The 25227-nt window shown below is 72.2% G+C and carries 30 protein-coding genes; 9 read left to right on the top strand and 21 right to left on the bottom strand.

Features of this window, described 5'->3' with window-relative positions; translation table 11 throughout:
• Positions 1-87: 87 nt before the first annotated feature.
• Genes ABZZ04_RS03105 through ABZZ04_RS03125 form a run of 5 tightly spaced genes read right to left on the bottom strand, consistent with a single transcriptional unit; the run spans position 88 to position 7484 of the window.
• A complete protein-coding gene (locus ABZZ04_RS03105; protein WP_356930440.1) occupies positions 88-1278 on the bottom strand; it encodes an acyl-CoA dehydrogenase in 1191 nt (396 codons plus the stop codon).
• Positions 1275-3236 (bottom strand): biotin carboxylase N-terminal domain-containing protein, encoded by a 1962-nt coding sequence (locus ABZZ04_RS03110; RefSeq protein WP_356930441.1) that lies wholly within the window; start codon positions 3234-3236, stop codon positions 1275-1277. The genes ABZZ04_RS03105 and ABZZ04_RS03110 overlap by 4 nt, the downstream gene beginning before the upstream one ends.
• 7 nt (positions 3237-3243) lie before the next feature.
• Entirely contained in the window at positions 3244-4842 is a 1599-nt protein-coding gene (locus ABZZ04_RS03115; RefSeq protein WP_356930442.1) for a carboxyl transferase domain-containing protein, read from the bottom strand.
• A gap of 57 nt (positions 4843-4899) precedes the next feature.
• The gene (locus tag ABZZ04_RS03120) at positions 4900-6660 is read right to left on the bottom strand and encodes an acyclic terpene utilization AtuA family protein (RefSeq protein WP_356930443.1); all 1761 of its coding nucleotides are present in this window, start codon (positions 6658-6660) and stop codon (positions 4900-4902) included.
• Positions 6657-7484 (bottom strand): TIGR03084 family metal-binding protein, encoded by an 828-nt coding sequence (locus ABZZ04_RS03125; RefSeq protein WP_356930444.1) that lies wholly within the window; start codon positions 7482-7484, stop codon positions 6657-6659. Before ABZZ04_RS03125 ends, ABZZ04_RS03120 begins: the two co-directional genes overlap by 4 nt.
• A gap of 224 nt (positions 7485-7708) precedes the next feature.
• On the opposite strand from ABZZ04_RS03125, the gene ABZZ04_RS03130 reads away from it, so the two are divergent.
• Positions 7709-8230 (top strand): hypothetical protein, encoded by a 522-nt coding sequence (locus tag ABZZ04_RS03130; protein ID WP_356930445.1) that lies wholly within the window; start codon positions 7709-7711, stop codon positions 8228-8230.
• Between the two features lie 44 nt (positions 8231-8274).
• On the opposite strand, the gene ABZZ04_RS03135 is transcribed toward ABZZ04_RS03130, so the two are convergent.
• From ABZZ04_RS03135 to ABZZ04_RS03155, 5 genes are all read right to left on the bottom strand, one after another.
• A complete protein-coding gene (locus tag ABZZ04_RS03135) occupies positions 8275-8811 on the bottom strand; it encodes a DUF3592 domain-containing protein (RefSeq protein ID WP_356930446.1) in 537 nt (178 codons plus the stop codon).
• Between the two features lie 110 nt (positions 8812-8921).
• Complete coding sequence (locus ABZZ04_RS03140; RefSeq protein WP_356930447.1) at positions 8922-9584, bottom strand: response regulator transcription factor; 663 nt, start codon at positions 9582-9584, stop codon at positions 8922-8924.
• 13 nt (positions 9585-9597) lie between these two features.
• Positions 9598-10740, bottom strand: coding sequence for a histidine kinase (locus ABZZ04_RS03145; protein ID WP_356930448.1), 1143 nt, complete (start codon positions 10738-10740; stop codon positions 9598-9600).
• A gap of 116 nt (positions 10741-10856) precedes the next feature.
• Complete coding sequence (locus ABZZ04_RS03150) at positions 10857-11564, bottom strand: DUF998 domain-containing protein (RefSeq protein ID WP_356930449.1); 708 nt, start codon at positions 11562-11564, stop codon at positions 10857-10859.
• A 116-nt stretch (positions 11565-11680) separates the two neighbouring features.
• Positions 11681-12670, bottom strand: coding sequence for an EamA family transporter (locus ABZZ04_RS03155; RefSeq protein WP_356930450.1), 990 nt, complete (start codon positions 12668-12670; stop codon positions 11681-11683).
• Between the two features lie 183 nt (positions 12671-12853).
• Between ABZZ04_RS03155 and ABZZ04_RS03160 the strand changes: the two genes are divergently transcribed.
• Together ABZZ04_RS03160 and ABZZ04_RS03165 are read left to right on the top strand one after the other, a co-directional pair.
• Positions 12854-13783 (top strand): LysR family transcriptional regulator, encoded by a 930-nt coding sequence (locus ABZZ04_RS03160; RefSeq protein WP_356930451.1) that lies wholly within the window; start codon positions 12854-12856, stop codon positions 13781-13783.
• Positions 13784-14081: 298 nt separating this feature from the next.
• Entirely contained in the window at positions 14082-14780 is a 699-nt protein-coding gene (locus ABZZ04_RS03165) for a DUF4232 domain-containing protein (RefSeq protein ID WP_356930452.1), read from the top strand.
• A 263-nt stretch (positions 14781-15043) separates the two neighbouring features.
• Here ABZZ04_RS03165 and ABZZ04_RS03170 read toward each other — a convergent pair whose 3' ends face one another.
• From ABZZ04_RS03170 to ABZZ04_RS03200, 7 genes are all read right to left on the bottom strand, one after another.
• On the bottom strand, positions 15044-15220 hold the full coding sequence (locus ABZZ04_RS03170) for a hypothetical protein (RefSeq protein ID WP_356930453.1): 177 nt from the start codon (positions 15218-15220) through the stop codon (positions 15044-15046).
• The gene (locus tag ABZZ04_RS03175; RefSeq protein ID WP_356930454.1) at positions 15217-15408 is read right to left on the bottom strand and encodes a hypothetical protein; all 192 of its coding nucleotides are present in this window, start codon (positions 15406-15408) and stop codon (positions 15217-15219) included. The genes ABZZ04_RS03170 and ABZZ04_RS03175 overlap by 4 nt, the downstream gene beginning before the upstream one ends.
• A 242-nt stretch (positions 15409-15650) precedes the next feature.
• Positions 15651-16487: a helix-turn-helix transcriptional regulator gene (locus ABZZ04_RS03180; protein ID WP_356930455.1), complete on the bottom strand. Its 837-nt coding sequence runs from the start codon at positions 16485-16487 to the stop codon at positions 15651-15653.
• Between the two features lie 9 nt (positions 16488-16496).
• On the bottom strand, positions 16497-17231 hold the full coding sequence (locus tag ABZZ04_RS03185) for a DUF6879 family protein (RefSeq protein WP_356930456.1): 735 nt from the start codon (positions 17229-17231) through the stop codon (positions 16497-16499).
• 73 nt (positions 17232-17304) lie between these two features.
• The gene (locus ABZZ04_RS03190) at positions 17305-17715 is read right to left on the bottom strand and encodes a hypothetical protein (protein WP_356930655.1); all 411 of its coding nucleotides are present in this window, start codon (positions 17713-17715) and stop codon (positions 17305-17307) included.
• The gene (locus tag ABZZ04_RS03195) at positions 17715-17990 is read right to left on the bottom strand and encodes a hypothetical protein (RefSeq protein ID WP_356930457.1); all 276 of its coding nucleotides are present in this window, start codon (positions 17988-17990) and stop codon (positions 17715-17717) included. Before ABZZ04_RS03195 ends, ABZZ04_RS03190 begins: the two co-directional genes overlap by 1 nt.
• Positions 17987-18223 carry a hypothetical protein gene (locus ABZZ04_RS03200; RefSeq protein ID WP_356930458.1) on the bottom strand — a complete coding sequence of 79 codons (237 nt, stop codon included), beginning with the start codon at positions 18221-18223 and terminating at the stop codon, positions 17987-17989. The genes ABZZ04_RS03195 and ABZZ04_RS03200 overlap by 4 nt, the downstream gene beginning before the upstream one ends.
• A gap of 139 nt (positions 18224-18362) precedes the next feature.
• Between ABZZ04_RS03200 and ABZZ04_RS03205 the strand changes: the two genes are divergently transcribed.
• Together ABZZ04_RS03205 and ABZZ04_RS03210 are read left to right on the top strand one after the other, a co-directional pair.
• Positions 18363-19193 carry a helix-turn-helix transcriptional regulator gene (locus ABZZ04_RS03205; protein ID WP_356930459.1) on the top strand — a complete coding sequence of 277 codons (831 nt, stop codon included), beginning with the start codon at positions 18363-18365 and terminating at the stop codon, positions 19191-19193.
• On the top strand, positions 19190-19402 hold the full coding sequence (locus tag ABZZ04_RS03210) for a DUF397 domain-containing protein (protein ID WP_356930460.1): 213 nt from the start codon (positions 19190-19192) through the stop codon (positions 19400-19402). The genes ABZZ04_RS03205 and ABZZ04_RS03210 overlap by 4 nt, the downstream gene beginning before the upstream one ends.
• A 70-nt stretch (positions 19403-19472) precedes the next feature.
• On the opposite strand, the gene ABZZ04_RS03215 is transcribed toward ABZZ04_RS03210, so the two are convergent.
• The 3 genes from ABZZ04_RS03215 to ABZZ04_RS03225 form a co-directional block, all read right to left on the bottom strand.
• Positions 19473-20222 (bottom strand): hypothetical protein, encoded by a 750-nt coding sequence (locus ABZZ04_RS03215; RefSeq protein ID WP_356930461.1) that lies wholly within the window; start codon positions 20220-20222, stop codon positions 19473-19475.
• 124 nt (positions 20223-20346) lie between these two features.
• Positions 20347-20736 carry a hypothetical protein gene (locus ABZZ04_RS03220; protein ID WP_356930462.1) on the bottom strand — a complete coding sequence of 130 codons (390 nt, stop codon included), beginning with the start codon at positions 20734-20736 and terminating at the stop codon, positions 20347-20349.
• Positions 20737-20801: 65 nt separating this feature from the next.
• Entirely contained in the window at positions 20802-21134 is a 333-nt protein-coding gene (locus tag ABZZ04_RS03225) for a hypothetical protein (RefSeq protein WP_356930463.1), read from the bottom strand.
• 273 nt (positions 21135-21407) lie between these two features.
• On the opposite strand from ABZZ04_RS03225, the gene ABZZ04_RS03230 reads away from it, so the two are divergent.
• The 4 genes from ABZZ04_RS03230 (at position 21408) to ABZZ04_RS03245 (ending at position 24371) form a co-directional block, all read left to right on the top strand.
• Positions 21408-21911, top strand: coding sequence for an NUDIX hydrolase (locus tag ABZZ04_RS03230; RefSeq protein WP_356930464.1), 504 nt, complete (start codon positions 21408-21410; stop codon positions 21909-21911).
• A 353-nt stretch (positions 21912-22264) separates the two neighbouring features.
• Positions 22265-23134: an alpha/beta hydrolase gene (locus ABZZ04_RS03235; protein ID WP_356930465.1), complete on the top strand. Its 870-nt coding sequence runs from the start codon at positions 22265-22267 to the stop codon at positions 23132-23134.
• 80 nt (positions 23135-23214) lie between these two features.
• Positions 23215-24018: an alpha/beta hydrolase gene (locus tag ABZZ04_RS03240; RefSeq protein ID WP_356930466.1), complete on the top strand. Its 804-nt coding sequence runs from the start codon at positions 23215-23217 to the stop codon at positions 24016-24018.
• Entirely contained in the window at positions 24015-24371 is a 357-nt protein-coding gene (locus ABZZ04_RS03245; RefSeq protein WP_356930467.1) for a hypothetical protein, read from the top strand. Before ABZZ04_RS03240 ends, ABZZ04_RS03245 begins: the two co-directional genes overlap by 4 nt.
• A gap of 26 nt (positions 24372-24397) precedes the next feature.
• On the opposite strand, the gene ABZZ04_RS03250 is transcribed toward ABZZ04_RS03245, so the two are convergent.
• Positions 24398-25213 carry a MarR family transcriptional regulator gene (locus ABZZ04_RS03250; protein WP_356930468.1) on the bottom strand — a complete coding sequence of 272 codons (816 nt, stop codon included), beginning with the start codon at positions 25211-25213 and terminating at the stop codon, positions 24398-24400.
• Positions 25214-25227: the final 14 nt, after the last annotated feature.

A 25227-nucleotide genomic window follows, 5' to 3' on the forward strand; every position in this document is an offset into this window, starting at 1 on the left:
GGAAGGGCGGTGGTGCGGTGGTGCGGCGGTGCCCCGGGAGCCGCGCCACCGCCGCGTCCGCGGTGTGGAGGGACAGGATGGGCCCTCTCAGTAGGACTTGGGGAGACCCAGGGACTGGTGGGACACGTAGTTGAGGATCATTTCCCGGCTGACGGGGGCGATCCGGGCGACGCGGGCCGCGGTGATCAGGGACGCGAGGCCGTACTCGCGGGTGAGGCCGTTGCCGCCGAGGGTGTGCACGGCCTGGTCGACGGCCCGGACGCAGGCCTCGCCGGCCGCGTACTTCGCCATGTTGGCGGCCTCGCCCGCGCCGATGTCGTCGCCGTCGTCGTAGAGCCTGGCGGCCTTCTGCATCATCAGCCGGGCCAGTTCCAGTTCGATGTGGGCCTGGGCGAGGGGGTGGGCGATGGCCTGGTGGGAGCCGATGGGTTCCTTCCAGACCTGGCGGGTTCGCGCGTAGTCGACGGCGCGGTCGATCGCGTAGCGGCCCATGCCGATGCCGAAGGCGGCGGTCATGATGCGTTCGGGGTTGAGTCCGGCGAAGAGCTGGAGGAGTCCGGCGTCCTCGTCGCCGACCAGTGCGTCGGCGGGGAGTCGTACGTCGTCCAGGACGAGTTCGAACTGCTTCTCCGGGGCCTGGAGTTCCATGTCGATCCGCGAGCGGCCGAAGCCGGGGGCGTCGCGCGGGACGATGAACAGGCAGGGCTTGAGCTTGCCGGACCTGGCGTCCTCGGTGCGGCCCACGATGAGGGTGGCGTCGGCGATGTCGACGCCGGAGACGAAGACCTTGCGGCCGGTGAGCAGCCAGTCGGCGTCCGGCCCGGAGCCGTCCCGGCGGGCGGTGGTGGTGATGCGGTGGGAGTTGGAGCCGGCGTCGGGCTCGGTGATGCCGAAGGCCATGGTGAGGCTGCCGTCGGCGAGACCGGGCAGCCACTTGCGCTTCTGGTCCTCGGTGCCGAAGCGGGCGATGACGGTGCCGCAGATCGCCGGGGAGACGACCATCATCAGCAGCGGGCTGCCGGCCGCCCCCAACTCTTCCAGGACGATGGAGAGTTCGGCCATCCCGCCGCCCCCGCCGCCGTGCTCCTCGGGGAGGTTCACGCCGAGGTAGCCGAGCTTGGCAGCCTCGGTCCACAGTTCGCGCGGGTGGGCCCCGTCGCGTACGACGGAGGTCATGTAGTCCCGCCCGTAGCGCTTTCCGAGTGCGGCGACGGCGGCGCGCAGGGCCTGGTGTTCTTCGGTTTCGAGGACGGTGCCGGCGGTGCTGACGGTGCTCATGCGTTCTCCTCGGCGTCTACATCTACGGATTCGGTGACCACGGCGAGCAGGGCGCCGACCTCCACCTGGAGGCCGGGTGCGGCGTGGAGTGCGGTGAGGGTGCCGGAGGCGGGGGCGAGGATGCGGTGCTCCATCTTCATCGCCTCCAGCCAGATCAGCGGCTGTCCGGCGGTGACCTCGGCCCCGGCGGCGAGGCCGTCCGCGACGCGGACGACGGTGCCGGGCATGGGGGCGAGCAGCGAGCCGGGTTCGGTGCGGTCGGTGGGGTCGGTGAAGCGGGGCAGGGCGGTGAGGGTGTGCGAGCCGGTGGCGGTGTCCACGTACGCCCTGTCGCCGTGGACGGCGATGTCGAAGCGGCGGGTGAGGCCGTCGCCGGTTTCGAGGGTGACGCGGTCGGGGGCGGCGGCGACGACGCGTTCGCCGGTCTCGGGGGCGGGGCCGGTGCGGGTGGTGCGGTAGGCGGCCTCGTGTTCGGTGCCGTCGGGTTCGGCGCGGTAGCGCTTGGTCCGGGGCTGCGAGGCGATGTTGCGCCAGGCGCCGAGGCGGGCCGGTGCGGGGCCGGGGGCCTGCTGCCGGGCGGCGGCGTCGGCGAGGGCGGCGGCCAGGGCGGCGAGGTGCCGGTCCGCCCCGTCCGGGGCGGGGGTGAGGGCGGCGAGGTGGCGGTCGTAGAAGCCGGTGTCGAGGCGGGCGGCGAGGAAGTCGGGGTGGCGCAGGGACCGTACGAGCAGGTCGCGGTTGGTGACCGGGCCGTGCACACGGGCGCGTTCCAGGGTGCGGGCGAGCAGGCGTACGGCTTCGGCGCGGGTGGGGGCGTGGGCGATGACCTTGGCGAGCATCGGGTCGTAGTGCACGCCGACGGTGTCGCCGTCGGTGTAGCCGGTGTCGAGGCGGATGCCGGGTTCGGCGGGCACGTCCAGGGTGTGCAGGGTGCCGGTCTGCGGCTGCCAGCCGTGGGCGGGGTCCTCGGCGTAGAGGCGGGCCTCGACGGCGTGGCCGTGCGGCTCGGGGGGTGCGGGGGCGGGCAGCGGTTCGCCCTCGGCGACGCGCAGTTGCAGGGCGACGAGGTCGAGCCCGAAGACCGCTTCGGTGACGGGGTGCTCGACCTGGAGGCGGGTGTTCATCTCCAGGAAGTACGGCCGCCCGTCGGCGGAGAGGAGGAACTCGACGGTGCCCGCGCCTTGGTAGCCGACCGCGTGCGCGGCGGCCGTGGCGGCGTCGTGCAGCCTGGTGCGCAGCGCCTCGTCGAGGCCGGGTGCCGGGGCCTCCTCGACGACCTTCTGGTGGCGGCGCTGGAGGGAGCAGTCGCGGGTGCCGAGCGCCCAGACCCCGCCGTGCGCGTCGGCCATGACCTGGACCTCGACGTGCCGGCCGCGTTCCACGTAGGGCTCGGCGAAGACCTCGCCGTCCCCGAACGCGGCGGCGGCCTCGGCACTCGCCTCCGTCAACTCGGATTCCAGGGAAGCGAGTTCGCGCACGACGCGCATGCCGCGTCCGCCGCCGCCCGCAGCGGCCTTGAGGAGCAGCGGCAGGTCGTCGGCGGTGACCCCGGCCGGGTCGACGGGGGCGAGCAGCGGCACCCCGGCGGCGGCCATCAGTTCCTTGGCGCGGGTCTTGGACGCCATCAGCTCGATGGCCTTGACCGGTGGCCCCACCCAGACGAGTCCGGCGTCCTGGACGGCGCGGGCGAAGCCGGCGTTCTCGGAGAGGAAGCCGTAGCCGGGGTGGACGGCGTCGGCACCGGCCGCGAGCGCGGCGGCGACGACGAGGTCGCCGCGCAGGTAGGTGTCGGCGGGGGCGGCCCCCGGCAGTCGTACGGCGGTGTCGGCCTCCCGCACGTGGAGGGCGTCGGCGTCCGCGTCGGAGTACACGGCGACGGTGGCGATGCCGAGCGCCCGGCAGGTCCGGAAGATCCGGCAGGCGATCTCGCCCCGGTTGGCGACGAGCAGCGTGGAGATCATCTGGGCCTCACATCCGGAAGACGCCGAAGCCGCCGCGGGCGCCTTCGACCGGGGCGGTGTGGATCGCGGACAGGCACATCCCGAGGACGGTCCTGGTGTCGCGCGGGTCGATGACCCCGTCGTCGTACAGCCGCCCGGACAGGAACATGGGCAGGGACTCGGACTCGATCTGCTGCTCGACCATGGCGCGCAGTCCGGCGTCGGCCTCGTCGTCGTAGGGCCGGCCCTTGGCGGCGGCGGAGGCGCGGGCGACGATGGACAGCACCCCGGCGAGCTGCTGCGGTCCCATGACGGCGGACTTGCTGCTCGGCCAGGCGAAGAGGAAGCGCGGGTCGTACGCCCGGCCGCACATGCCGTAGTGCCCGGCCCCGTACGAGGCGCCCATCAGGACGGACAGGTGGGGGACCTTCGAGTTCGACACCGCGTTGATCATCATGGCGCCGTGCTTGATGATGCCGCCCTGCTCGTACTCCTTGCCGACCATGTAGCCGGTGGTGTTGTGCAGGAAGACCAGGGGGATGTCGCGCTGGTTGGCGAGCTGGATGAACTGCGCGGCCTTCTGCGACTCCTCGCTGAACAGCACGCCCTGCGCGTTGGCGAGGATGCCGACGGGGTGGCCGTGCAGAGCGGCCCAGCCGGTGACCAGGCTGGTCCCGTACAGCGGTTTGAACGCGTCGAAGTCGGAGCCGTCGACGAGCCGGGCGATGACCTCGCGCGGGTCGAAGGGCACCTTGAGGTCGCCGGGCACGATACCGATCAGCTCGTCCTCGTCGTACTTCGGCGGCTCGGCGGGGCCCGGATCGGCGTGCGCCTTGCGCCAGTTGAGGCGGGCGACGATCCGGCGGGCCTGGCGCAGCGCGTCCTGCTCGTCCACGGCGAAGTGGTCGGCGAGGCCGGAGGTGCGGGCGTGCATCTCGGCGCCGCCGAGCGATTCGTCGTCGCTCTCCTCGCCGGTCGCCATCTTCACCAGGGGCGGTCCGCCGAGGAAGACCTTGGACCGTTCCTTGATCATGACGGTGTGGTCGGACATGCCGGGGACGTACGCCCCGCCGGCGGTGGAGTTGCCGAAGACGACGGCCACGGTCGGGATGCCGGCCGCGGAGAGGCGGGTGAGGTCGCGGAACAGCGCCCCGCCCGGGATGAAGATCTCCTTCTGGGACGGCAGGTCGGCGCCGCCGGACTCGACGAGACTGACGCAGGGCAGCCGGTTGGCGAAGGCGATCTCGTTGGCCCGCAGGGCCTTCTTCAGCGTCCAGGGGTTGGAGGCACCGCCGCGCACGGTCGGGTCGTTGGCGGTGATCAGGCACTCCACGCCCTCGATCACCCCGATGCCGGTGACGAGCGAGGCGCCGACGGTGTACTCGCTGCCCCAGGCGGCGAGCGGCGACAGTTCGAGGAACGGGGTGTCCTCGTCGATCAGCAGCTCGATGCGTTCCCGGGCCAGGAGCTTGCCGCGGGCGCGGTGCCGTGCGACGTACTTCTCGCCGCCGCCGGCCTGCGCCCTGGTGTGTTCGGCGGCCAGTTCGTCGAGTTTCACGAGCATGGCCGCGCGGTTCGCGGCGTACTCGGGCCCCGCGGTGTCGAGCGCGGTGGGCAGGACGGTCATGCGGTCGCCTCCGGCGGTACGTGGGCGGTCATACGTGCGTCTCCGGTACATGGGCGGTCATGCGCGCGTCTCCGGTACGTGGGCGGTTTCCAGCAGGGACACGGGAACGGGCAGGTGGCGGGAGCGCAGCCACTCCCCCACCGCCTTGGCCTGCGGGTCGAACCGGTGCTGGGCGGCGACGCCCTCGCCCAGCAGTCCGTGGACGGTGAAGTTCAGGGCGCGCAGGTTCGGCAGGACGTGGCGTACGACGGTGAGGCCGACGGTCTCCGGGAGGAGTTCCCGGAACCGCTCGACGGTCAGCTCGTGGGCCAGCCACCGCCAGGCCTCGTCGTCGCGGACCCAGACCCCGACGTTGGCGTCCCCGCCCTTGTCGCCGCTGCGGGCTCCGGCGACGAGCCCGAGGGGGGCGCTGCGGGTGGGCCCGGGGTCCAACGGCTCCGGCAGGGGCGGCGGTTCGGCGTCCTCCAGGGCCCGCGTCCGGGCGGGCGGCCCCAGCACCTCGCGCCGCCCGTCGGGCAGCACGGCGACGTGCTCGACCTCGTCGGCCGGTACGTACCGGGCCTCGAACACCCCGTACGGGGCACCCTTCCCGGGCGGGGCGGTGACGTGGAAGCCGGGGTAGCTGCCGAGCGCCAGCTCGATCGCGGCGCCGGAGACCGCGCGCCCGACGGTCTCCTGGTCCCGGTCGCGCACGACGAGCCGCAGCAGCGCGCTCGCGGTCTCCTCGGTCGCGGCGTCGGCCCGGTCGGTCCGGGCCAGCTCCCACCGCACCTCGTCCGGTGCGGTGCCGGAGCGGGCGAGGGCGTCGGCGAACTGCTCCCGCACCAGTTCCGCCTTGGCGTCGATGTCGAGGCCGGTGAGCACGAAGACGACCTCGTTGCGCCAGCCGCCGAGCCGGTTCAGTCCGACCTTGAGGGCGGGCGGCGGGGCCTCGCCGCGCACCCCGGAGATCCGGACCCGGTCGGGGCCGTCCCGGTTCAGTCGTACGGTGTCGAGCCGGGCGGTGACGTCCGGTCCGGCGTACCGGGCGCCGCCCGTCTCGTACAGCAGCTGGGCGGTGACGGTGCCGAGGTCGACGACGCCGCCGGTGCCGTCGTGCTTGGTGATGACGGACGAGCCGTCGGCGTGGATCTCGGCGACGGGGAAGCCGGGGCGGCGCAGGTCGTGGCCGCGGAAGAAGGCGTAGTTGCCGCCGGTGGCCTGGGTGCCGCACTCCAGGACGTGCCCGGCGACGACGGCCCCGGCGAGGGCGTCCAGGTCGTCGGGCCCCCAGCCGAAGCGGGCGGCGGCGGGGCCGGTGACGAGGGCGGCGTCGGTGACCCGCCCGGTGACGACGACGTCCGCGCCGGCGGTGAGGCAGGCGGCGATCCCGGCGCCGCCGAGGTAGGCGTTGGCGGTGAGGAACCCCTCGGGCACGGGCAGACCGTCGCCCTCCACGTGGGCGACCCGCACCGGGACGCCGACCTTCTCCGCCAACTCCCGTACGGCGTCGGCCAGTCCGGCCGGGTTGAGGCCGCCCGCGTTGGCGACGATCCGCACCCCGCGCTCGTGGGCGAGCCCGAGGCCCTCCTCCAGCTGGCGCAGGAAGGTGGTGGCGTAGCCGCGCGCGGGGTCCTTGAGCATGCTCCGGCCGAGGATGAGCATGGTCAGCTCGGCCAGGTAGTCGCCGGTGAGGACGTCGAGGGGGCCGCCGGTGAGCATCTCGCGCAGGGCGTCGAAGCGGTCGCCGTAGAACCCGGAGGCGTTGCCGATCCGCAGCACGTCGGTGGTGCTCCGTCCCCGTACGTCGATCCCGTGCTGTCCCCGTACGTCGGTCACTTGGCGTCCCCTCCCCCGGCGGCTCCTCGTTTCGGCGCGCGGCCCGGTCCCGCGGGGCCGGCGAACGCCTGGGCGATGTCGAGCCAGCGGTCGGCGTCGGGGCCGACCGCCCGGACGGCGAGGTCGTCGCGGTGCGCGCGCTGCGTGACGAGCAGGCAGAAGTCGAGGAGCGGCCCGGTGACGCGCTGCGGCGCGGCCTCGGGGCCGAAGGCGACCGTTCCGCCGTCGGGGGTGTCGAGCTCGACCCGGAACTCCTCCTCGGGCGCCTGCATCCCCCGTACCAGGTGGGCGTAGCCGCGGGCCCGCACCCCGATCCGGGCGACGTGCCGCAGCCGGGCGGTGGGGGTCCTGGTGACGCCGAGGGCGTCGGCGACGTCCTGGCCGTGCGCCCAGGTCTCCATGAGCCGTGCGGTCGCCATCGACGCGACGCTCATCGGCGGCCCGTACCAGGGGAACTTCACGCCCGGCGGAGCCTCGCCCAGGGCCGCGCGCAGCCGGTCCCGGCCCTCGCGCCACCGGGTGAGCAGTTCCCCGGGCGGCAGCAGCGCGACGAGTTCCCCGGCGGCCTCGTCGACGAACGTCCCGGGATGCGCGAGCGCCTTCTCGACCTCGGCGGCGAAGGCGTCCGGCTCGGTGACGGCGATCAGGGCGACCCGGTCGGTCCAGTGCAGGTGCGCGATCTGGTGGGCGACGGTCCAGCCCTCGGCCGGGGTCGGCCCCGCCCAGCGGGCCGCGTCCGCCCCGGCGACCAGCAGGTCGAGTTCCTCGCTCTCCTGGCGCAGGTCGTCGAGTACGGCGACGGTCACGGCCGATGCGTCGGACACGGTGCACTCCCTCGGGGCGTGGCGGTGTGCCCAGGAGCATGGCAGCGGACCAATAAACAATCAAGCATGCTTGCATTATTTTCCGCCGGACCGGTTCTCCCTCCGATGGTTCGGCCCTCCCTCCGGGCCCCGGTTCTCCCTCCGGGCCCCGGTCCTCCCTCCGGGGTTACGCTCGCGGCCGACTACGGAACCGGCAGCACATCGCACGGCGGGGGGACACGAACATGGAGCGTTCGAGGGGGCCGAGCCGTCGCGCCTGGCTGGCGCTGGGAATCGGCGTCGCGGCGGCGGCCGCGGTCGGGGGGACGGTGTACGCGTCGGCCGACGACGAACCCGTGCCGGACCGCGAGCGGATACGGACCGATCTCGCCCCGCTGCAACGCAGGTTCGGCGAGGCGGGGCGGCTGCGCGGGGCGCACTGGCTGGCGTACGACCAGGACGCCGAGGGCCGTTCGTACCTGCCGAGCCCGGACCCGCGGTACCGGGTGGTGGGCGTGGCCCGGCTGCCCGCCGGGGCCGCGGCCCGGACCGCGGCGGACCCGGCCCACGCCTTCGGGCCTGCCGGGCCGACCGGGGTTCCGGAAGTGCTGGCCGCGTTCCTGCCCGCGCACGCACGGTGGCTGACCAGCGCCTCCTACGACGCGCTGCTTCTGGGCCCCGGCCCGGTGGACGGTCTGACACGGGGGCGGTTCTTCCTCGACACGGCGACCGACACCCTCTACTTCGACACCGTCAACCCGGAGTGAGAACGACCGGGGCCGGGACCAGGACCGGGGTTTCCGGCGTCGGATCAGGGGCTCCGGGAGGTCAGAGGACCAGGGCCAGGACGGCCGCCGTGATCAGGGCGAAGACACTGCCCACCCCGGTGATCACGGCCCTGGCGTGCAGCACGAGGAAGGACGGGGTCCGGGTGGTTCACGTCCCTCTCCGGGTCCGCGGCGCCGTAGTGGACGGTCACGAAGTCGCCCACGGCCGGTTCGGGACGCGACTGGTGGTCCTCGAAGACGACGGTGCGCCCGTCGTCCGTGCGGAACTCCAGAGTGGGGCGCCTGTGCACGATGAAACCGCCCTCGGCGTCCTGGGCCTCCTCGGCGCGCACGGCGGTGCAGCGGGCCTCGGCGGTGAGCCCCTCGGCCCAGAGGGCCCGGAGCCGGGGGCCCTGGAGGTTGCGGTCCATGCCCTTCCCGAACATCACGGCCGCGCCCACGGCGAGGACGAAGTAGACGGCGGCGACGGCGACGGCCATGGGTTCCCCCGGTGTGATCCCTGCTCGGCTCCGGTCGCCGTGGTCCCCGGCGGCCGAACTCCCGTATGTCCGCACGTCCATGCGCCCGGATGCGTACGGGCCGCCATGATCCCCCCGCGCGCGGCCGGTCGACAAGGGCCGGTGCCGGCCACGGGCCCGATCCCCCGCCGAGGGGGAACGGGCCTCGGGGATCACCCGTTCCCGCGCGGGGCGACGCCGCCGACCAGGCCCTCCTCGTAGGCGAGGATGACCAGTTGCACGCGATCGCGCACGCCCAGCTTGGTGATCGCCCGGGAGATGTGGGTCTTCGCGGTCAGCGGGCTGATCACCAGCGCGGCGGCGATCTCGTCGTTGGACAGGCCCTCCGCCACCAGCCGGACCACATCGCTCTCGCGCGGTGTCAGCGCGGCCAGGGTCGCGGCGGCGCGGGGGCGGTGTGCGAAGCGTTCGACGACGCGGCGGGTGACGCCCGGCGACAGCAGGGAGTCGCCCGCCGCGACGACCTCGACAGCCCGCCGCAGCTCGGCCGGCTCGACCTCCTTGGTGAGGAACCCGCTCGCGCCCGCCCGCAACGCCTCGAAGACGTGCTCGTCGGTGTCGAACGTCGTCAGGATGATCACCCGGGTCGCCGGAAGCTCGGCCAGGATGCGGCGGGTGGCCTCGATGCCGTCCGTTCCCGGCATCCGGATGTCCATCAGCACGACGTCCGGCCGGTGCAGGACCGCCTGCCGCACGGCCTCCTCCCCCGAGGCGGCCTCCGCCACGACGGCCAGCGTCCTGGCCCGGCCGAGCAGGCTGCGGAATCCCGCCCGTACCAGCGCCTGGTCGTCGACGAGCAGCACTTTTATGGTCATGGGGGTCACCCTGTCATGCAGTCGTCAGGGGCAGAACGGCCTTCACGACGAAGCCCGCGCCGGTACCGGCTTCCGCATCGGTGCCGGTGCCGGTACCAGTGCCGGTGCCGCCATCCGTACCGGCGCCGACGCGCAGCGTTCCCCCCAGCACCGTGACGCGCTCGCGCATCCCGGTCAGGCCGTGCCCCTCGGAGAACGTCACCGCCCGCCCGTCGTCGGTGACCGTCACCTCCAACTCCCGCGAACCGGCCCGTACTCGGATGTCGAGGCGCCCCGCGTCGGAGTGGCGCAGGGTGTTGACCACGGCCTCCTGGACGACGCGGTAGGCGGTGAGCGCCTGGGCCGCGGGGACCGCGCCGCTGTCGCCCTCCAGGTCGTAGCGCACCTCCAGCCCGGCGGTCCGGGCCTGCTCGACCAGATCGGCGACGGATTCCAGGCCCTGCTGCGGCGCCTCCCGGAGCTCGCCGACGAACGCCTTCAGCTCGCTCATGGCCTGCGTGCGCGCGGCGATCGCGGTGCGCAGCGCGGCACGTGCCTCCTCCGGCGAATCGTCCAGGGCCTCGACGGCGACGTTCAGATGGACACCGACGACGGCCAGGGTGTGGGCGACCACGTCGTGGACCTCCCGGGAGATGCGCAGGCGCTGCTCGGCCAGCCGGGTCTGTTCCAGTTGCACGAGGCGGGCCCGGTGCTCGGCGCGCCAACGACCGTACTGGCGCCAGGCGTTCGCTGCGGCCAGCACCAGGGCCAGCCAGAGCAGTTCGACACCGCCCCGGGCAAGGCTCTCGGGGCCGTCCGGCCCCTGCGGGGTGAGGCCGTACAGCAGGACGAGGGCCCCGACGCCGGCGGACTTGCCGGGGTGGCCGAGCGCGGCGGTGAACAGGGCGACGGTCAGCGGCCAGATCCACCCGCCCTCGAACAGACCGGCGCTCTGCCAGCCGATGAGCACGGCAGCGGACAGGACGAGCACGAGCAGGGGGTGGCGCCTGCGGACCAGCAGCAGTCCGCCGAGGGCCGCACCGAGATCGAACGTGCCGTTCCATGACAGCGGCGCGCCCATCGCGGCGGGGCCCGCGCCGATGGCCACGGCGGTCAGCAGCGCCAGCGTCACGTCCGCCAGCCGCGCCCGCCGGCCGCTCCACGGAAGCGAAGCCATGCGCGTACTCATCCACGCACCCACGCGCGCGCCCACTCGTTCCCCCATGCCCGAGGCCGTCCGCTCGCCCGTCCGTGCACTCGCCCGTGCACGCATCCACGCACTCATTCGTGAACTCACTTGGTGAGGCCCGTCGTCATGCGGCTCATGGTGCCCGACGCGGCGGACCGGGGAGCGGCCGAGGTGGCGGCGGCCAGCGCGAGCCAGGCCAGGTCCACGGCGATGACGACGCGCTCGGCCAGCCCCAGCGGGGCGGTGTGGGTGAGGGCGGCCCGGTCCACCATCGCCACGGCGAACAGTACGAACGCCACCGACGACGCCCACGCGAGCACGGTCAGCCCCCGCGCCCCGGACGCCCGCGCCGGTTCGCGCCGCCACAGCACGGTCAACCGTACGATCGCCACCGCCAGCGCGAGGAACCCCGCCCAGGCCGCGACCCCGTGCACGGTGTCGGAGGTCGAGGGACGGTCCCAGCCGCCCGGCGGGTCGGCCGGGAAGACCGCGGCGACCAGTACGCACACCGCCCAGAAGCCCAGCAGCCACCCGCCCCGTCCGCCGCCCCCGGTCCGTCCGCCGCCCCCGGTCCGGACGGTCCGAGCGGTCCGTACGGCCAGGGCCGCCGACCCGAGGGCGATCCCCAGCAGGCCGACGGTCACCAGCCAGCCGTGCGGCAGGTTGACGTATCTGCTGACCGTCTCGGCCAACGGGTCGTACCCCTGGTTGACCACGTCGGACGCGGTGAGGGCGAGGGCTGCGACCGCGAAACCGGCCAGAGAACCTGTCCTCGTGGAAATCTTCTTCGTCGTGGAAATCGTCTTCGTCATGGGACTCGACGGTAGATTTCCGCCCCCTGCCGGGGCATCGTCCCCACCGCGTCACCCGGGCCTGCGTCATCGGAGCAGTCATGTACTCCGATCGATGTATGCCGGCTCGGTACGCGTCAGCCGCGTCCGCGGGCCTTCACGCGGCGTGCCTGGCTTCGCACCGCGCCCATGCTCGCCCCGATGACGAGGGCGATCGCCAGCGCGTCGGTGGTCGACAGGGCCTGGTCGAGGACCAGGAAGCCGGCCGTGGCCGCGATCGCCGGTTCCAGGCTCATCAGGATCGCGAAGGTGGGGGCGGGCAGACGGCGCAACGCCATGAGTTCGAGGGTGTACGGGAGCACCGAGCTCAGCAGCGCCACCAGCACGCCCAGCCCCAGCGTGGACGGGACCAGCAGTTTCGAGCCCGCCTCCATGACGCCCAGGGGCAGCGAGAGGACCGCGGCGACGACCATGGCCAGGGCCAGTCCGTCCGCCTGGGGGAAGCGGCGGCCGGTGCGGGCGCTGAAGACGATGTACGCCGCCCACATGGCGCCCGCGCCGAGCGCGTAGGCGGCGCCGGCCGGGTCGAGGCGGTCGAAGCCGCCCCCGCTCAGCAGCGCGACCCCGCCCAGCGCGAGGCCCGCCCACACCAGGTTGGCCAGTCGGCGGGAGGCCACCACCGAGAGGACGAGCGGCCCCAGCACCTCCAGGGTGACCGCCGCGCCCAGCGGAATGCGGTCGACGGCCTGGTAGAAGAGCGTGTTCATGCCGCCCATGGCCGCGCCGAAGGCGAGGACCGTGCCCCAGTCGGCGCGCGAGTGGCCGCGCAGCTTCGGGCGGCAGACGATCAGCAGCACGAGTGCGGCCACGGCCAGGCGCAGGGTGACGACGCCGAGCGCGCCGGCCCGGGGCATCAGCAGGACCGCGACGGCGGAGCCGAACTGGACGGAGAGGCCGCCCGCGACGACCAGCGCGACCGGGCCGAGCGCCGCCGCCCGGCCACCGGGGCGGCCCGGCCCCGGCCCCGACCCCGGCCGCCCGCCCGGGGCGGCGGCCGCCCCGGGTATGACCGCGGCGGCGGCCCGCTCGGCGGTCGCCACTCCTGTTGCACTGCTTCGGTCGTTCACCTGCGGTGTTCCTTCTGATCCGGAAGCCGGTCCGGGAGCGGGTTCGGGGTGCGGTCCGACGCGTCCTCCGACGTGCCGTCCGATGCTCACGCGCCGGGCTCCCGTCACGTATGTCCCTCTTACGGTAGGTGTCTCCGCGTGCCACGTGAAATGCCTGCTGGACTCCCGTTATGCTCCCCGCGCATGAGCCCGGGACAGGACGACGACCACCGCGGCGGGGGACGGCCCGGCCGCGACCCCGGCCGGGGCGTGGAGATCCGTCATCTGCGCGCCTTCCTCGCCGTCGCCGACGAGGGCAACATCACCCACGCCGCCGCCCGCCTCCGCCTCACCCAGCCCGCGGTGTCCCGTACGCTCGCCGCCCTGGAGCAGCAGCTCGGCATCCGGCTCGTCGACCGGTCCACCCACCATCTCGCCCTCACCCCCGAGGGCATCGCCTTCCGGGACAAGGCCGCCGTCGCGGTCGCCGCGTTCGACGAGGCGCTCGCCCCCGGCGGTCCGGACCGCTGGCCGCTGCGGCTCGGGCACGCCTGGTCGGCGTTCGGCCCGTACACCACACCGTTGCTGCGCCGCTGGCAGGAGCGGTACCCGCAGACCCCGCTCGAACTGCTGCGGATCGACGACCGCACCGCCGGGCTGACCCGCGGCGAGGTCGACGCCGCGCTGCTGCGGGGGCCCGTGGAGGCTCCGGGGCTCGTCACCGAGGTGCTGTTCGACGAGGGCCGGATGGCGGCGGTCGCCGCGGACGGCCCGCTCGCCGCCCGCGCCACGCTCCGTCTCACCGACCTGGCGGACGACACCGTCGTCCTCAACACCGTGTCCGGCACCACCACCATGGACCTGTGGCCGCCGCACGCCAGACCCGCCGCGACCCTCACCGTCGCCAACACCGACGACTGGCTGGCCGCCATCGCTGCGGGCCGCGGCGTCGGGATCTCGGCCGCGTCCACCGCCGGCATGCACCCGCACCCCGGGGTCGCCTACCGCCCCCTGGTCGACGCCCCGCCCGTCCCCGTGCTCCTAGCCCGCCGCGACGCCCCGGGCCACCCGGCCCTGCCGGCACTCGCCGCCCTCGCCCACGAGATCGTGCGCCGGGACACCCCCGACGACTGAACGACCCGCGCCGGGGCTACGGGGGGCGACACCACGCGCCCGCCCCGGCACACGGGGCCCACGTCGCGTCCACCTTGCCGAGCTCCAGGGCCGGCGGGGCGTCGTGACCGGAGTCGGACGAGGGCGGGTGCCGCCGTGTCGAGGGGCGGCAGCAGGACGTCAGTGAGGCGTCAGCCAAACGTGAGCGGCGGGCGGGAAGCTTTGAATGTCAGCAGGTCAAGCGGGGTAGCGGCACGCCGCGCGTTCCGGGCCGCGACTGCACCTCCGTACTTGACCGCCATACATTCGGGGAATTCACATGCGTACGACGTTCCACTCCCGCAAGCGCACCGCCACCATCGGCGCGGCACTCACCGCCGTCCTCACCCTCGCCCTCACCGCCTGCAACGGCGACGACAACATGTTGGGCGGCGGGCAGACCGGCCCCACCGCGTCGGCGGACGCGGCGGGCGGTACCGGCGGGGCGGGCCAGAGCGCCGGTACCGGCACCAGCACCAGCGGGGGCAGCCAGGGCGCCGGCACCGGCAACGGCGGGAGCGACCAGGGCGCCGACACCGGCAACGGTGACACCGGCGCCGGCATGGCCGACGTGTGCCGCACCCACGTGCTCGACGCCACCGCCACCAACAACACCACGGACGAGACGAACGGCGTCGTCACCGTCTCCTTCAAGAACATCGGCAGCGCCGGCTGCCGCATCAACGGCTTCCCTGGTGTCGACATCAAGACGTCCCTGGGCGACACCATCTCCGTGGACCGCAACGGCGAGCAGGCCGTGCCGCAGGTCCTCCAGGAGGGCGACACCGCCGCCTTCAACATCACGTACCCGGTCAACAACAGCGGCGGCTCCGGCGTGAAGCTGACCGACATGGTGGTGACGCCCCCGAACGAGGTCGAACCCTTCGACCTGAAGTGGCCGGCGGGCACGCTCGCCGTCACCGACGGCCAGGACGGCGGGAAGATGGAGATCAGCCCGGTGGGCAAGGTCGGCGGCTGACCGGCCGGCCGACCCCGCCCCCGCACCGCCGGCCACGCTCAGGAACTGCTGCGGGGGCCGGCGTGATGTTGAACGCGTGCGCCCTCACCCGCTCCGCCACCCCGCCTGGGCGTCCGGCCCGGCCCGCAACGGCTCGATCCGTTGCGCAGCGGAGTCATCCGGCGCAGCCCCCACGGAACCCGTACCCACCGTCCCGGTGGCTGAGGTGTGTGCCTGCAAGTTTCCTCCTCGGTCGCTTCGTACGTTCTCGACGTTCTTGCACTTCACGCGCTGTCGGCAGCGATCGGGCCTCGGCCGCGGGCCTGCCGCCACACCCGGGTGAGTCCGGCCGCGACCGGACACGGCGCGCATCGGCAGGCGGCGCACGCGCAGGTGTGGCCGAGGAGTGCCCGGTACGCCTCGTCGCCGGGCGAGCGGACGGGTTTCGTCAGGGAGATCACGTCGACGCGTCCTTCCGGCAGGAGCGGGGGAACCAGCGAACGGTGGACCCGAACACATCGATCACCCGGGACCCCAGGTCGACGGCGTTGTCGGCGGACAGGGTGATGCCGCAGAACGCGCAGCACGCGCCGCGCTGCTGAGCATCCGACAGCGATGCGACCGGGGGCAGCTCCCGAGGAGCGTCCACGGCGGTCAGCGGAACACCTCTGCCAGGATTCCGGGGCCGCTTCCGGCGGGGGCGTACGTGAGTATGTCGGCTGCCCGTGTGCGGTGGATCAGCACCGGGTCCGAGGCACAGGGGGATGGCTGGTTCGTGCCCGAATTACGTGTCCATAAAGCCATGACCAGCAGGTTAGGAGCGAAGGAGAATCAGGACACACTGCGATTCGCGAATATTCTCCGGCTGCCAGGTGTGATTCGCGATGATGCTCACGAGAGGTTCAGTTGGGCCCGCGCCCGGGCGATCAGCCGGTGCGCGCCTGTCCCGTACACGGCTGATTCCGTGAGGCTGTCCCACACCCGTCGGTACACGCCGGTGCTCTCGGGGTCGTCGATCCAGAGTTCGGCGTGCCAGTCCTCGACGATGGCCAGCCTGTCGTCGTACAGCCAGAACCCCGGCCCTGGCGGGATGGCCACCCGTGCACCGAGCGGAACGATGCCGAGCCGGACGGTGTCCAGCCCGATCGCGCCGACGAGTCGGTCGAGCTGGACGGAGAGCACGTCGGGAGGACACACCCTGGCGTGGAGAGCGGCCTCCCACATGACGATGTCGAACGTCCGGCCCGACCGGTAAAGCAGGTCCTGGCGGCGCATGCGGGCCCGTACCGCTTCCTCGATGTCACGGGGCGCCCGGTGGAGCGCGGCAAACCCGGTGAAGATGTGCCGGGCGTAGTCCGGGGTCTGAAGCATGCCGACGACCATGGCCCCCTGCCATGCCCGCAACTCGGTCGACCGCTCGTACTCGACGGTGAGGGTGTCCTGCACGGGTCGGTGGCCGGCACTCAGCCGGCGGCGCCACGACCGGGTACGGGTCTCCAGACCTTGGACATGGGCGCGGAGTTCATCAACAACCTCGGGGTGCCCGGTGCCCGTGGCCCATTCCGTGAGGTCGTCCGGGGTAGCCGTCTGCCGTCCGGTCTCCAGTTTGGAAACCTTCGCCTGCGGCCACCCCAGCTTCGCCGCCAGCGCCCGTTGGGTGGTTGCGCCCCGCAGCTCACGGAGCCGACGGCCGAGCGCCTCACGGGCCTGCTGGAAGTCAGTGCTCACACGGCGAAGTTACCTCTGCGCCCGGTCGTGGGGCACGGCGTGATGCCAGGCGGCCTCGCGGACCTGCGCGTATCGCAGGACATCCACAGGGTTCGTGATCAGCTCGACTCCGGTCATCTCGTCGGCGTCGTCGTGGTGGAGCAGAGCTACGACCCGGCTGTCGAAGATCCAGAAGTCCTCTCGTGGCAACTGGAGTTCGTCGGCCTTGCTGCGGGCCAGCACGCGGATGGTCTCGCCGACCGCGGTGTTTCGGCGGGCGTTGTCGAGGAGGTAGCGCTGCCCTGGAGTGGGCGGCTCGTCGAGGATACGAACGCGCTCGAACCGTTTGCCGAGCGCGGACTGGTCGCGCCGTCCGGTGCACCAGGGGTCGTCGAGGTCCCAGTCGACACGCCCCTCGGCGAGGAACTGCCGATAGGTGTCGGTCTCTTCGTCCGAGGCGTAGCGACGGCGTGTCTCCAGCCTCCAGGCCGAGTGCTTCAGCTTGGCGAACATACCTCCGAACGCGTCGAAGGTGATGAACTGCGGTACGTGCGCAGGCTCCTTGGGGCCGAAGTTGGCGAGCAGTTCACGCGGGACGACGACTGCGCTCTCCTCGGGGGTGAGGTTGTCGAGCTGGTGGAGTTCGGCCGGATCGGTGACACGATCGCCCTGGACGACATATCGATCGGTGCCGGGAATCTCATACAGGGTCGGGCATCCGTCGTTGCCCGAGTTGGTGCCGACCTTGCGCAGTTTCCGGACCATGGTGTCCTCCTGTGGTTGGCGATCTGTTGCGGACCGTAGCCGGGCGGGCCGACAGCGCGACAGAGTGCACTCTTCACAGGTAGAGCTGTCGCTCGCAGGCCCGGCAGAAGGTCTTGCCGGCGCGGTTCTCGGTTCGTCGGTGCTCGCACGCCATCGCCCCGGGCCCGCCCCCAGGTGGCGTGTGGGCGGGCAGGGCGAGCCTCGCGGGCTGCGCGGGCCGTGCGGTGCGGCTGTCGGCTGTGTCCCGGTCGTGGGCCTGGGCCTGGGCCCGCACTATGCGGTCGATCTCCACCAGGCACGGGCCGCACGCGTACACGTCGCCCGTCGCGCCGGGGGTGTGCACGGAACCGATCCACAACACGCGCACGCCCTCGCGTCGGCAGTACAGCCAACAGGCCCCCATCACCCACGCGTTGCCGTCATCGGTCCGCGCGACCGGCGGCCACGCATCGCGCCACGGCCGTCCGGCGGCAGGGGCGAACATCACGGCGCGCCCCCGTACGTCCGCGCGAGCCGGGCCGGTTCGATCAACGGCCGCAGCACCGCGTAGTCGCCGAAGTTCCGGCGGTAGCGCCGGTGTCCCGTCTCCTGCGTGTGCCTGCGCTGCCACTCCTCCACCGGCCCGGGACCGCCGTACGTACCGGACTCCGCGCCGCACTCGGTTTCGTCGCCGGACACACAACGGGCCTCGTACTCCGGTTCCGCCGTCGCGTCCTGCTCGACCGAGAACGGAACGTAGCGGAACACCCGCCGGGTCATCGCACCGTCTCCCGCCGGAGCGCGGCGGCGAGCGCGCGGGCCGTCGCCGTGTTGCAGCGCCCCAGGTCGATCAGCACGCGCGGGGCGGTCCCGGCGCAGGAGGCGGCGTCGAGGGACAGCGACGGCAGTTTCACCCCCGCCGCCCTGAGCGCGTCGCCCAGTTCAGCGCGTACCCGCTCGGCGTCCCCGAGGCTCTCCCCCGTCGGCTGTCGCTTGCCGCCTGTTGCCGCCATGCCCACCGCTCCGTGTGCCATTGACCGTTCACTCCCGCTGCTCTGCGTGACCTGCTGCTCACACCATGGCTTCGGGGCGCGTACGCTCGATAGATCTGGAGCCATTCCAACGCAAGCGGAATACCAGGGAGTTGAACAGGTGAGCGAAGGGGCCGACCAGGCACAGGAGCCTGCGAACGGTGCCGTGTACTTCGGCGAGGAGACCAAGGCGCTGCGTGAAGCCCTGCGGCTGTCGCAGGAACAGTTCGCGGACCAGCTGCACTACCGGCAGGCGCAGGTCAGCAAGGTCGAGAACGGCACCGTGCTCGCTTCGGAAGCCTTCGCGGAGGCCATGGACCGCGTGGCCGGCACGCCCGGCGTGTACGCCCGTCTGCGCGCCAAGCTGAGCAAGCAGGGACATCCCAGATGGTTCGTGCCGTACATCACCCTTGAGGAGTCCGCGAGCGGGATCACCGACTACTCGTGCACGTTCCTCATGGGCCTGTTGCAGACTCCGGAGTACGCGACAGCCGTCTTCCGCGCCGCTCGCCCGCGCGAGACGGAGGAACAGATCAAAGAGCGCGTGGAGCTGCGCATCAGGCGGCAGGCCGTCATGGAGCGTGCCGAACCACCGCTCCTGTGGGTCGTGATCCATGAAGCCGTCCTGCGCGCATGCGTCGGCGGCCGGGACGTCATGATCGGGCAGCTTGAACACCTGATCGCGCAGATGGCATCGCCCCACATCACGGTCCAAGTGCTGCCCTACAGGGCAGGTGCCGCGCCCAGCCACCTGCCGTTTACGCTGCTCTCGTCGAACGACGCCCCCAACGCGGTCTACACCGAGACTCCCACCCATGGCGGTCAGGTGGACGACACCCCTAGCGTGGTAGCGGCAGCCGTCAGCATGTTCGACCGGCTTCGCATGGCGGCACTGTCCGAAGAAGACTCACTGACCTTGATTCGCAAGATCATGGAGGATCACGCCACATGAGCAGCACGCCCGGCCCTCGGCCCATACGGTGGGTCAAGAGCACCTACAGCGGCGGCGACGGGGGGCAGTGCATCGAGTGGGCGCCCGACCACGCGCGCGCAACCGGTGAGTTCCTGATCCGCGACAGCAAGAACCCCAACGGTCCGCACCTGGCGCTGACGCGTGAAGGATTCACCGGCCTCGTGGAGCTCGCCAAGCACCACGGGTGACCCGCCGAGACCCGACCGGACGGCCCTCGCTGTGCAGCGGGGGCCGTTTGTCAGGTTCGGCCGACCATCATCAGTTCCCGTAGTCCTCCGCCAAGTTGGCGACGAGCGCGAGCAGCGCGTCGGCCCGGTGCCGGTCCTCGCGCTGATCTTGTAGGGCCTGGTGAACTGCTCGGAGTCGGGCCAGCGCATCCGACTCACGGTCCTGCACCTCTTCGAGCAGCGGCTCGGTGATCAGGTCCAGGCACGCGCTGAGCAGCCGACGAGTGGCCGAGGAGGGTGGAACGGGGTCGGGGGCCGCGTAACCGGTGGTCAGGTAGCGTGCGGGATCGGTCAGGCTCCAGCCGACGGCGGAGCCGTGCTGGACCAGGAGCGCCACGTCCGGGGCGATGCCGATGCGGGCCTCCAGCGGTTCGTCGAGGACGTCGAGGTCGCGCAGACAGGTCAGAACGGCGTCCCCGGGCGCACGGCACAGCACCGAGGTCACCTCAAGACGGCAGCTCCGCTCTTCGTCCGCGCGCAGCCCGCCCGGGAGAACGGGAGGCGCGGAAGAGAGGCGGGCGCAGTCCTCGGCGGAGGCGGATTCGCAGGGCAGCTCGAACTCGGCGCCGATCAGCTCACGGCTGTCCCGGTCGAACCCGAGCGTGTCCGGGGTGTCCCACAGCCACTCCTGGCTGCCGAAGGTGTCCCGGAGGAAGCGCTCACGCTCCTCCCGGTTCGTGTAGTGCACGATGTCCACGGAGTTGCCCGAAAAGCGGGGGACGACGGGCAGCGGGTCGGATGTCACCGTCGCGTGCCAGTCGTTGTCGAAGACCAGTCTCACGGCCGGCGCCGCCTCACTCGATTCGAGGGCTCACAACCCGGCGCCGCCGCACCGGACTCACCTCCGCTGCCCGACGAACCGTACGTTGTGATGCCCTGACCGGCCTGGAGACCCGGCTCATGGGTCATGACGTTTCCTTCGCCCTGCTGGAAGATGAGACACACCCCAAGAAGCCAACAATCCGATCGAAATCGCGCAGGGCCGCAACGCAAAACTCTTGATCTTCGTCTTTTATTTCGCACACGATCTCCTGGAAAGCGGAGTCACCACGCTCCTCCAATCCCCGGACGACGCGAGAGGGGGCCATGAACCAGTTTCTGCCGGATGAATCAAATACCCAATCAAGCTGTAGCGAGTCGCGATTCACCGAACGCTCGAATACCTCCACGATCCCCTCTCCCGGCGCGTCGTACCGCCACGCCAGGTACGGAACCTGCTGGTAGCCGCGAAGGGGGTCCGGACCCGAGATGAGCTTGAACCACGCCAACTCACCAGATGCGGACAGAATCTCCATGCACCGAGCGGCCCGTGAGGTCATTTGCAGTCCGTTTCGCTTTCTGCGACGGTTGTGAATCCCGGTCAGAAGTACTCTTCCGCAAGGTAATCGAAGTGGTCCACTTCTGCCCTTTCCAGCGCATCGCGCCGGATCTGTTTCAGCGGAGCCAGGTCCTCGGCCTCGACGAACCCCGTCTCGGTGAGGCCACCCAAAGCGTTCAGTTCGCTTTCCCGGCAGTCCGACTCGCTTTCCAGTACCACGAGGGAGGACAGCAGCGCAGAGAGCAACCTCACCTCCCGACGGTCGAAGGAGTTCAGCCAGTCGCAGATCGTTTCGGAGGCTTCCTCCCTGGCATCGGGGTGCGAGGAGGTCAGCCCACGAACAATCGAGACAAGGTTTTCATCGCCCACCGCCACGGATTTGCCTTTCTCCGTATGGGCCGACCAGCCGCAGAGGCTCCCCGGAGGTCGTCGAATCCGTCCGACCGGAGGAGGCTAGCCGACAACGACCGTGTACTGAACGGGAATTACCCCACGCCTACTCCATGGATCCCCGGTCATGGGGAACCCGATGGGCGGTCGTTTCCAGGGGTGGGGCGGAATGTCCGTGGCAGTCGGCGGGTTCTTCGGCCCACCTGCGGGAACAGGTGTGGCCCCTCGGCAGGCCGGCTGTCACGTATGGTCTGCGGCATGGCAGCAGAGGATTCGAAGGCCCCCGAACCCCGGGTGCAGTTGGTCATCGGCATCGTCCGCCGGGGCGACGAGATCCTGCTCGTACGGGAGAGCCTCGGCGCCGGCGGCGAGATCCTCTGGTCGCTGCCCGGCGGCGGGGTCGAGGACGGCGAACTCATGCACGAGGCTCTCCGGCGCGAGCTGCGGGAGGAGACCGGGCTGCTGGTGGGCGACCCGGTACGGACCGCGTTCCTCATGCACATCGACTCCGAGCGGCACCCTTCGGCGCTGGCCGCCGCCTTCGAGATCGACGAGTGGTCGGGGAACCTCACGCCGCAGGACGACGACATCGAACAGGCCGCCTTCTTCCCCTTGCCCGAGGCCCTGGAACTGCTCGGCGAGTTGGACAGCGCAACGCAGCGGGAACCCATCGTCGGCTATCTGACCGGGGCCGTCGCGCCGGGAACCACCTGGCTGTACCGCAACCGGGGAACGGAGGAGACGCTCGTCGCCCGCTGGTGACGCCGGACAGCGGTCATCGCATGCGGATCACGGCCCCAACGGCTCCGGCGGCACCCTCGTGGTCGTCCGGTCCGGCACCGTCTGCCGACACCGACACCGACACCGACACCGGCACCGGCACCGGCACCGGCACCGGCACCGGCAGACGGTCCCCATCGGGTCCGGGGCGCCCGTTCGCCCGCATCCGTCCGATAATCGGTTGCCTTGTCGGGGCCCTTCCCGAAGGTGAGGCGCGCACGCCCTGGCCCTCGCCCGGTCGGCGGGCTGACCCGGTACGGCAGTGCTCGAAGCGCTGCTCGAAGTGGCGTTCGTCGGACCGATGAGTTTTCGAGGCGGGGCAGGTCTGTACGGGTATGGAGACCTACACACTCGAAACGGCCGGTGCGGACCTCGTGTACGACGTTCGCGGGCCGTTGCCGACCGCGGACGGGCGCCCGCCGTTGCTCATGATCGGGCAGCCCATGGACGCCGCCGGCTTCGCCGCGCTCGCCGCGCGCTTCCCCGAGCGGACTGTTGCCACCTACGACCCGCGCGGGCTGGGTCGCAGCACCCGTAAGGACGGCCGGACCGACCACACTCCGCAGACCCAGGCCGACGACGTGCACGCCGTCATCGAGGCGCTCGGGGCCGGGCCGGTCGAGATGTTCGCCAGCAGCGGCGGAGCGGTCACCGCGCTCGCGGTCGTGGCGCGGTACCCCGCGGACGTGACCACCCTGGTCGCGCACGAGCCGCCGCTCATCACCCTCACGCCGGACGGCCCGGCGGCCGTGCGGGCGCGGGCCGGGGTCCGGGACGCCTACGAGAAGCGCGGCTGGGGAGCCGGGATGGCCGCGTTCGTGGCCATGACCTCGTGGGAGGGGGAGTTCACCGACGCGTACTTCGCACAGCCGGAGGCCGACCCCGCCGCGTTCGGGATGCCCACGGAGGACGACGGCTCACGCGACGATCCGCTGCTGTCCGACCGGTCGTGGGCGGTCAGCGGCTACCGGCCGGACGCCGACGCGATCGCCGCCGCGCCGACCCGCGTCGTGATCGCCGTGGGCGAGGAGTCCGCGGACGTGCAGACCGGGCGCACCTCCGTCGCGACCGCCGAACTGCTCGGGCAGCGGGTGACCGTGTTCCCGAGCCACCACGGCGGCTTCTGCGACGGCGAGTTCGGGTACCCGGGGAAGCCGGACGAGTTCGCGCACCGGCTGCGCGAGGTCCTCGACGGCGCCTCGTAGGCCGACCGTCGGCCGGGGTGTTCTCCCGCCCCGGGTGCTCCGGTCCCGGACGCCCGGCCCCAGTTCTAGACTCCGTTCGTATGACAGGGGAGACGCTTCACGTTCGGACCTTCGGCGATGACACGGGCGCACCGGTGGTCGCCGTGCACGGTGTGTACGGGTACGGGGGCCGCTGGCGGGGACTGGCCGCGGAGCACCTGGCCGGTTTCTGTGTGCACGCGCCCGATCTCCGGGGGCAGGGCCTGTCCTCGTGGTCCCCGCCGTGGACCCTGGAGCAGCACGTCGCCGACCTCGTGGCCACGATGGACGGGCTCGGCCTCCGGCAGGTCGACCTGCTCGGTTTCTCCTTCGGCGCCGCGCTGTCGCTGCACCTGGCCCGTCACGCGCCCGAGCGGGTACGCCGGCTGGTCCTGCTCGACCCCGCGATCGGGCTCGGAACCGAGGCCGCGGCCAGGAGCGCCGAGAAAGCACTGGCGGCACCGTCGTTCCTCGATCCGGCCGAGGCGCGGGCCGCGTACGCCAAGTCCTGGCCGAGCGTCCCGCCGAGCGGCCTCGACGAGGAGGTCGCCGACCACCTCGTGCGGGGCGGGGACGGCCGGTGGCGGTGGCGCTTCGAACCGGAGTCGATCGCGACGGCGTACACCGAGATGGCCCGCCCACCGGTTCTCCCGCCCTCCGGTGTTCCCACCCTGCTCGTCCGTGCCACCCGCTCCGACGTCGTGAACCCGAAGTACCTGGCGGCCTGCCGCGCGGCGGGCGTCGAGGTGGCCGACGTCGACTCCGGCCACCAACTCCTGCTGGAATGCCCCGCGGAGACCGGTGCGCTCATACGCAAGTTCCTCGATGCCCAGGCCGGGGAACGGACCTGGAGGACAGAGGCATGACGGAAGTGCGCCAGGAGTACGGGTGGGCCGAGCGGATGACGGAAGGGGTCATCGTCGCCGTCGCGCTGGGCCTCTCGTTCTTCCTGCTGGCCGGGCCCGCCATGCTCTTCGGCACGGCGGTCTGGCAGTCGTCCACCGACACCGGCACCACCACGGCCGGGCAGTTCCTGGTGCCGGTGGTCTTCCTCGCCCTCATGGTGCTGCCGCTCGTCCTGGCCTGCCTGGTGTTCCGCTCGGGCCTGCGCAAGGGCAAGAAGCCACTGACGACGGCGGTCCCGGCAGCCCTGACGCTGTTCGGCGGTTCCCTGGTGTTCTTCGTCGTTCTGTGTCTGGTCTTCGTGCTCACGGGCTGACCACCGACAACCGCCGCAGTCCGCGGTCAGTCCGCCGGTCCTGTGCCGGGGGCGGATTCGCGGCAGGGCCTGCACAGGCCGTCGCGGAAGGCTTCGGGGCGGCCGGGTGTGCGGCATTCGGTGCACTCGACCATCATCCGGCGCAACGGGACCTCCGACGCGGGCCGGGGCGTGGGGGCGGGCATGCGGGGCGGGAGCTTGTCGCGCAGGCGGCGGCGCACGAAGCCGAAGGGCGAGCCGACGGCATCGGGGAGCCCGGCGGTCAGAGCGCCCGTCAGGTACTCGGCGCCCACACCCCGTTCGAACCACTCGGCCGCCAACTGCTCCAGCTCCGCACAGTCCGCCGCCGAGAGCGCCAGCCGGGAGTCCGCACGGCCCAGGCGCGCCAACGCCATGAACGCCCGCGAAGGCCGCCGCTCCTCGCCCGCTTCCGGCTCCGGCTGCGGTTCCGACTGCGATTCCGGTTCCGGCTCTTCGGTGCGTTGCTGCGGAACCGACGCCGGTACGGGGACGGGCGCTGCTACGGGCGTGGCCTCGGCGGTGAGGAAGGTGCCCCACCATTCGTTGTCGTGGGCGACGCGGGACCAGTAGGTGCGGGTGACCCAGCGGACCTGGTCGCCCTCGCCGTTCAGCTCCCGGGCGCGTCGCAGGTGACCGGCCACGCTCAGGGCCTTCAGCGCGCTGCTGACGGCCGCCTGGCCGTACAGGGGCAGGACCTTGGCCAGTGACTTGATGTCCATCACCGCGCCGTCCGGCAAGGCTTCGATGTAGCCCGCGATGTGGCGTTCCCGCTCGGGCAGGAATGCGAAATCGCCTTCGAGCGGCGGACGTTGCTCCGGCACGGAACGCTTCCCGT

The sequence above is a fragment of the Streptomyces sp. NPDC006435 genome (assembly GCF_040612315.1).
In the GTDB taxonomy this organism is placed as follows: domain Bacteria; phylum Actinomycetota; class Actinomycetes; order Streptomycetales; family Streptomycetaceae; genus Streptomyces.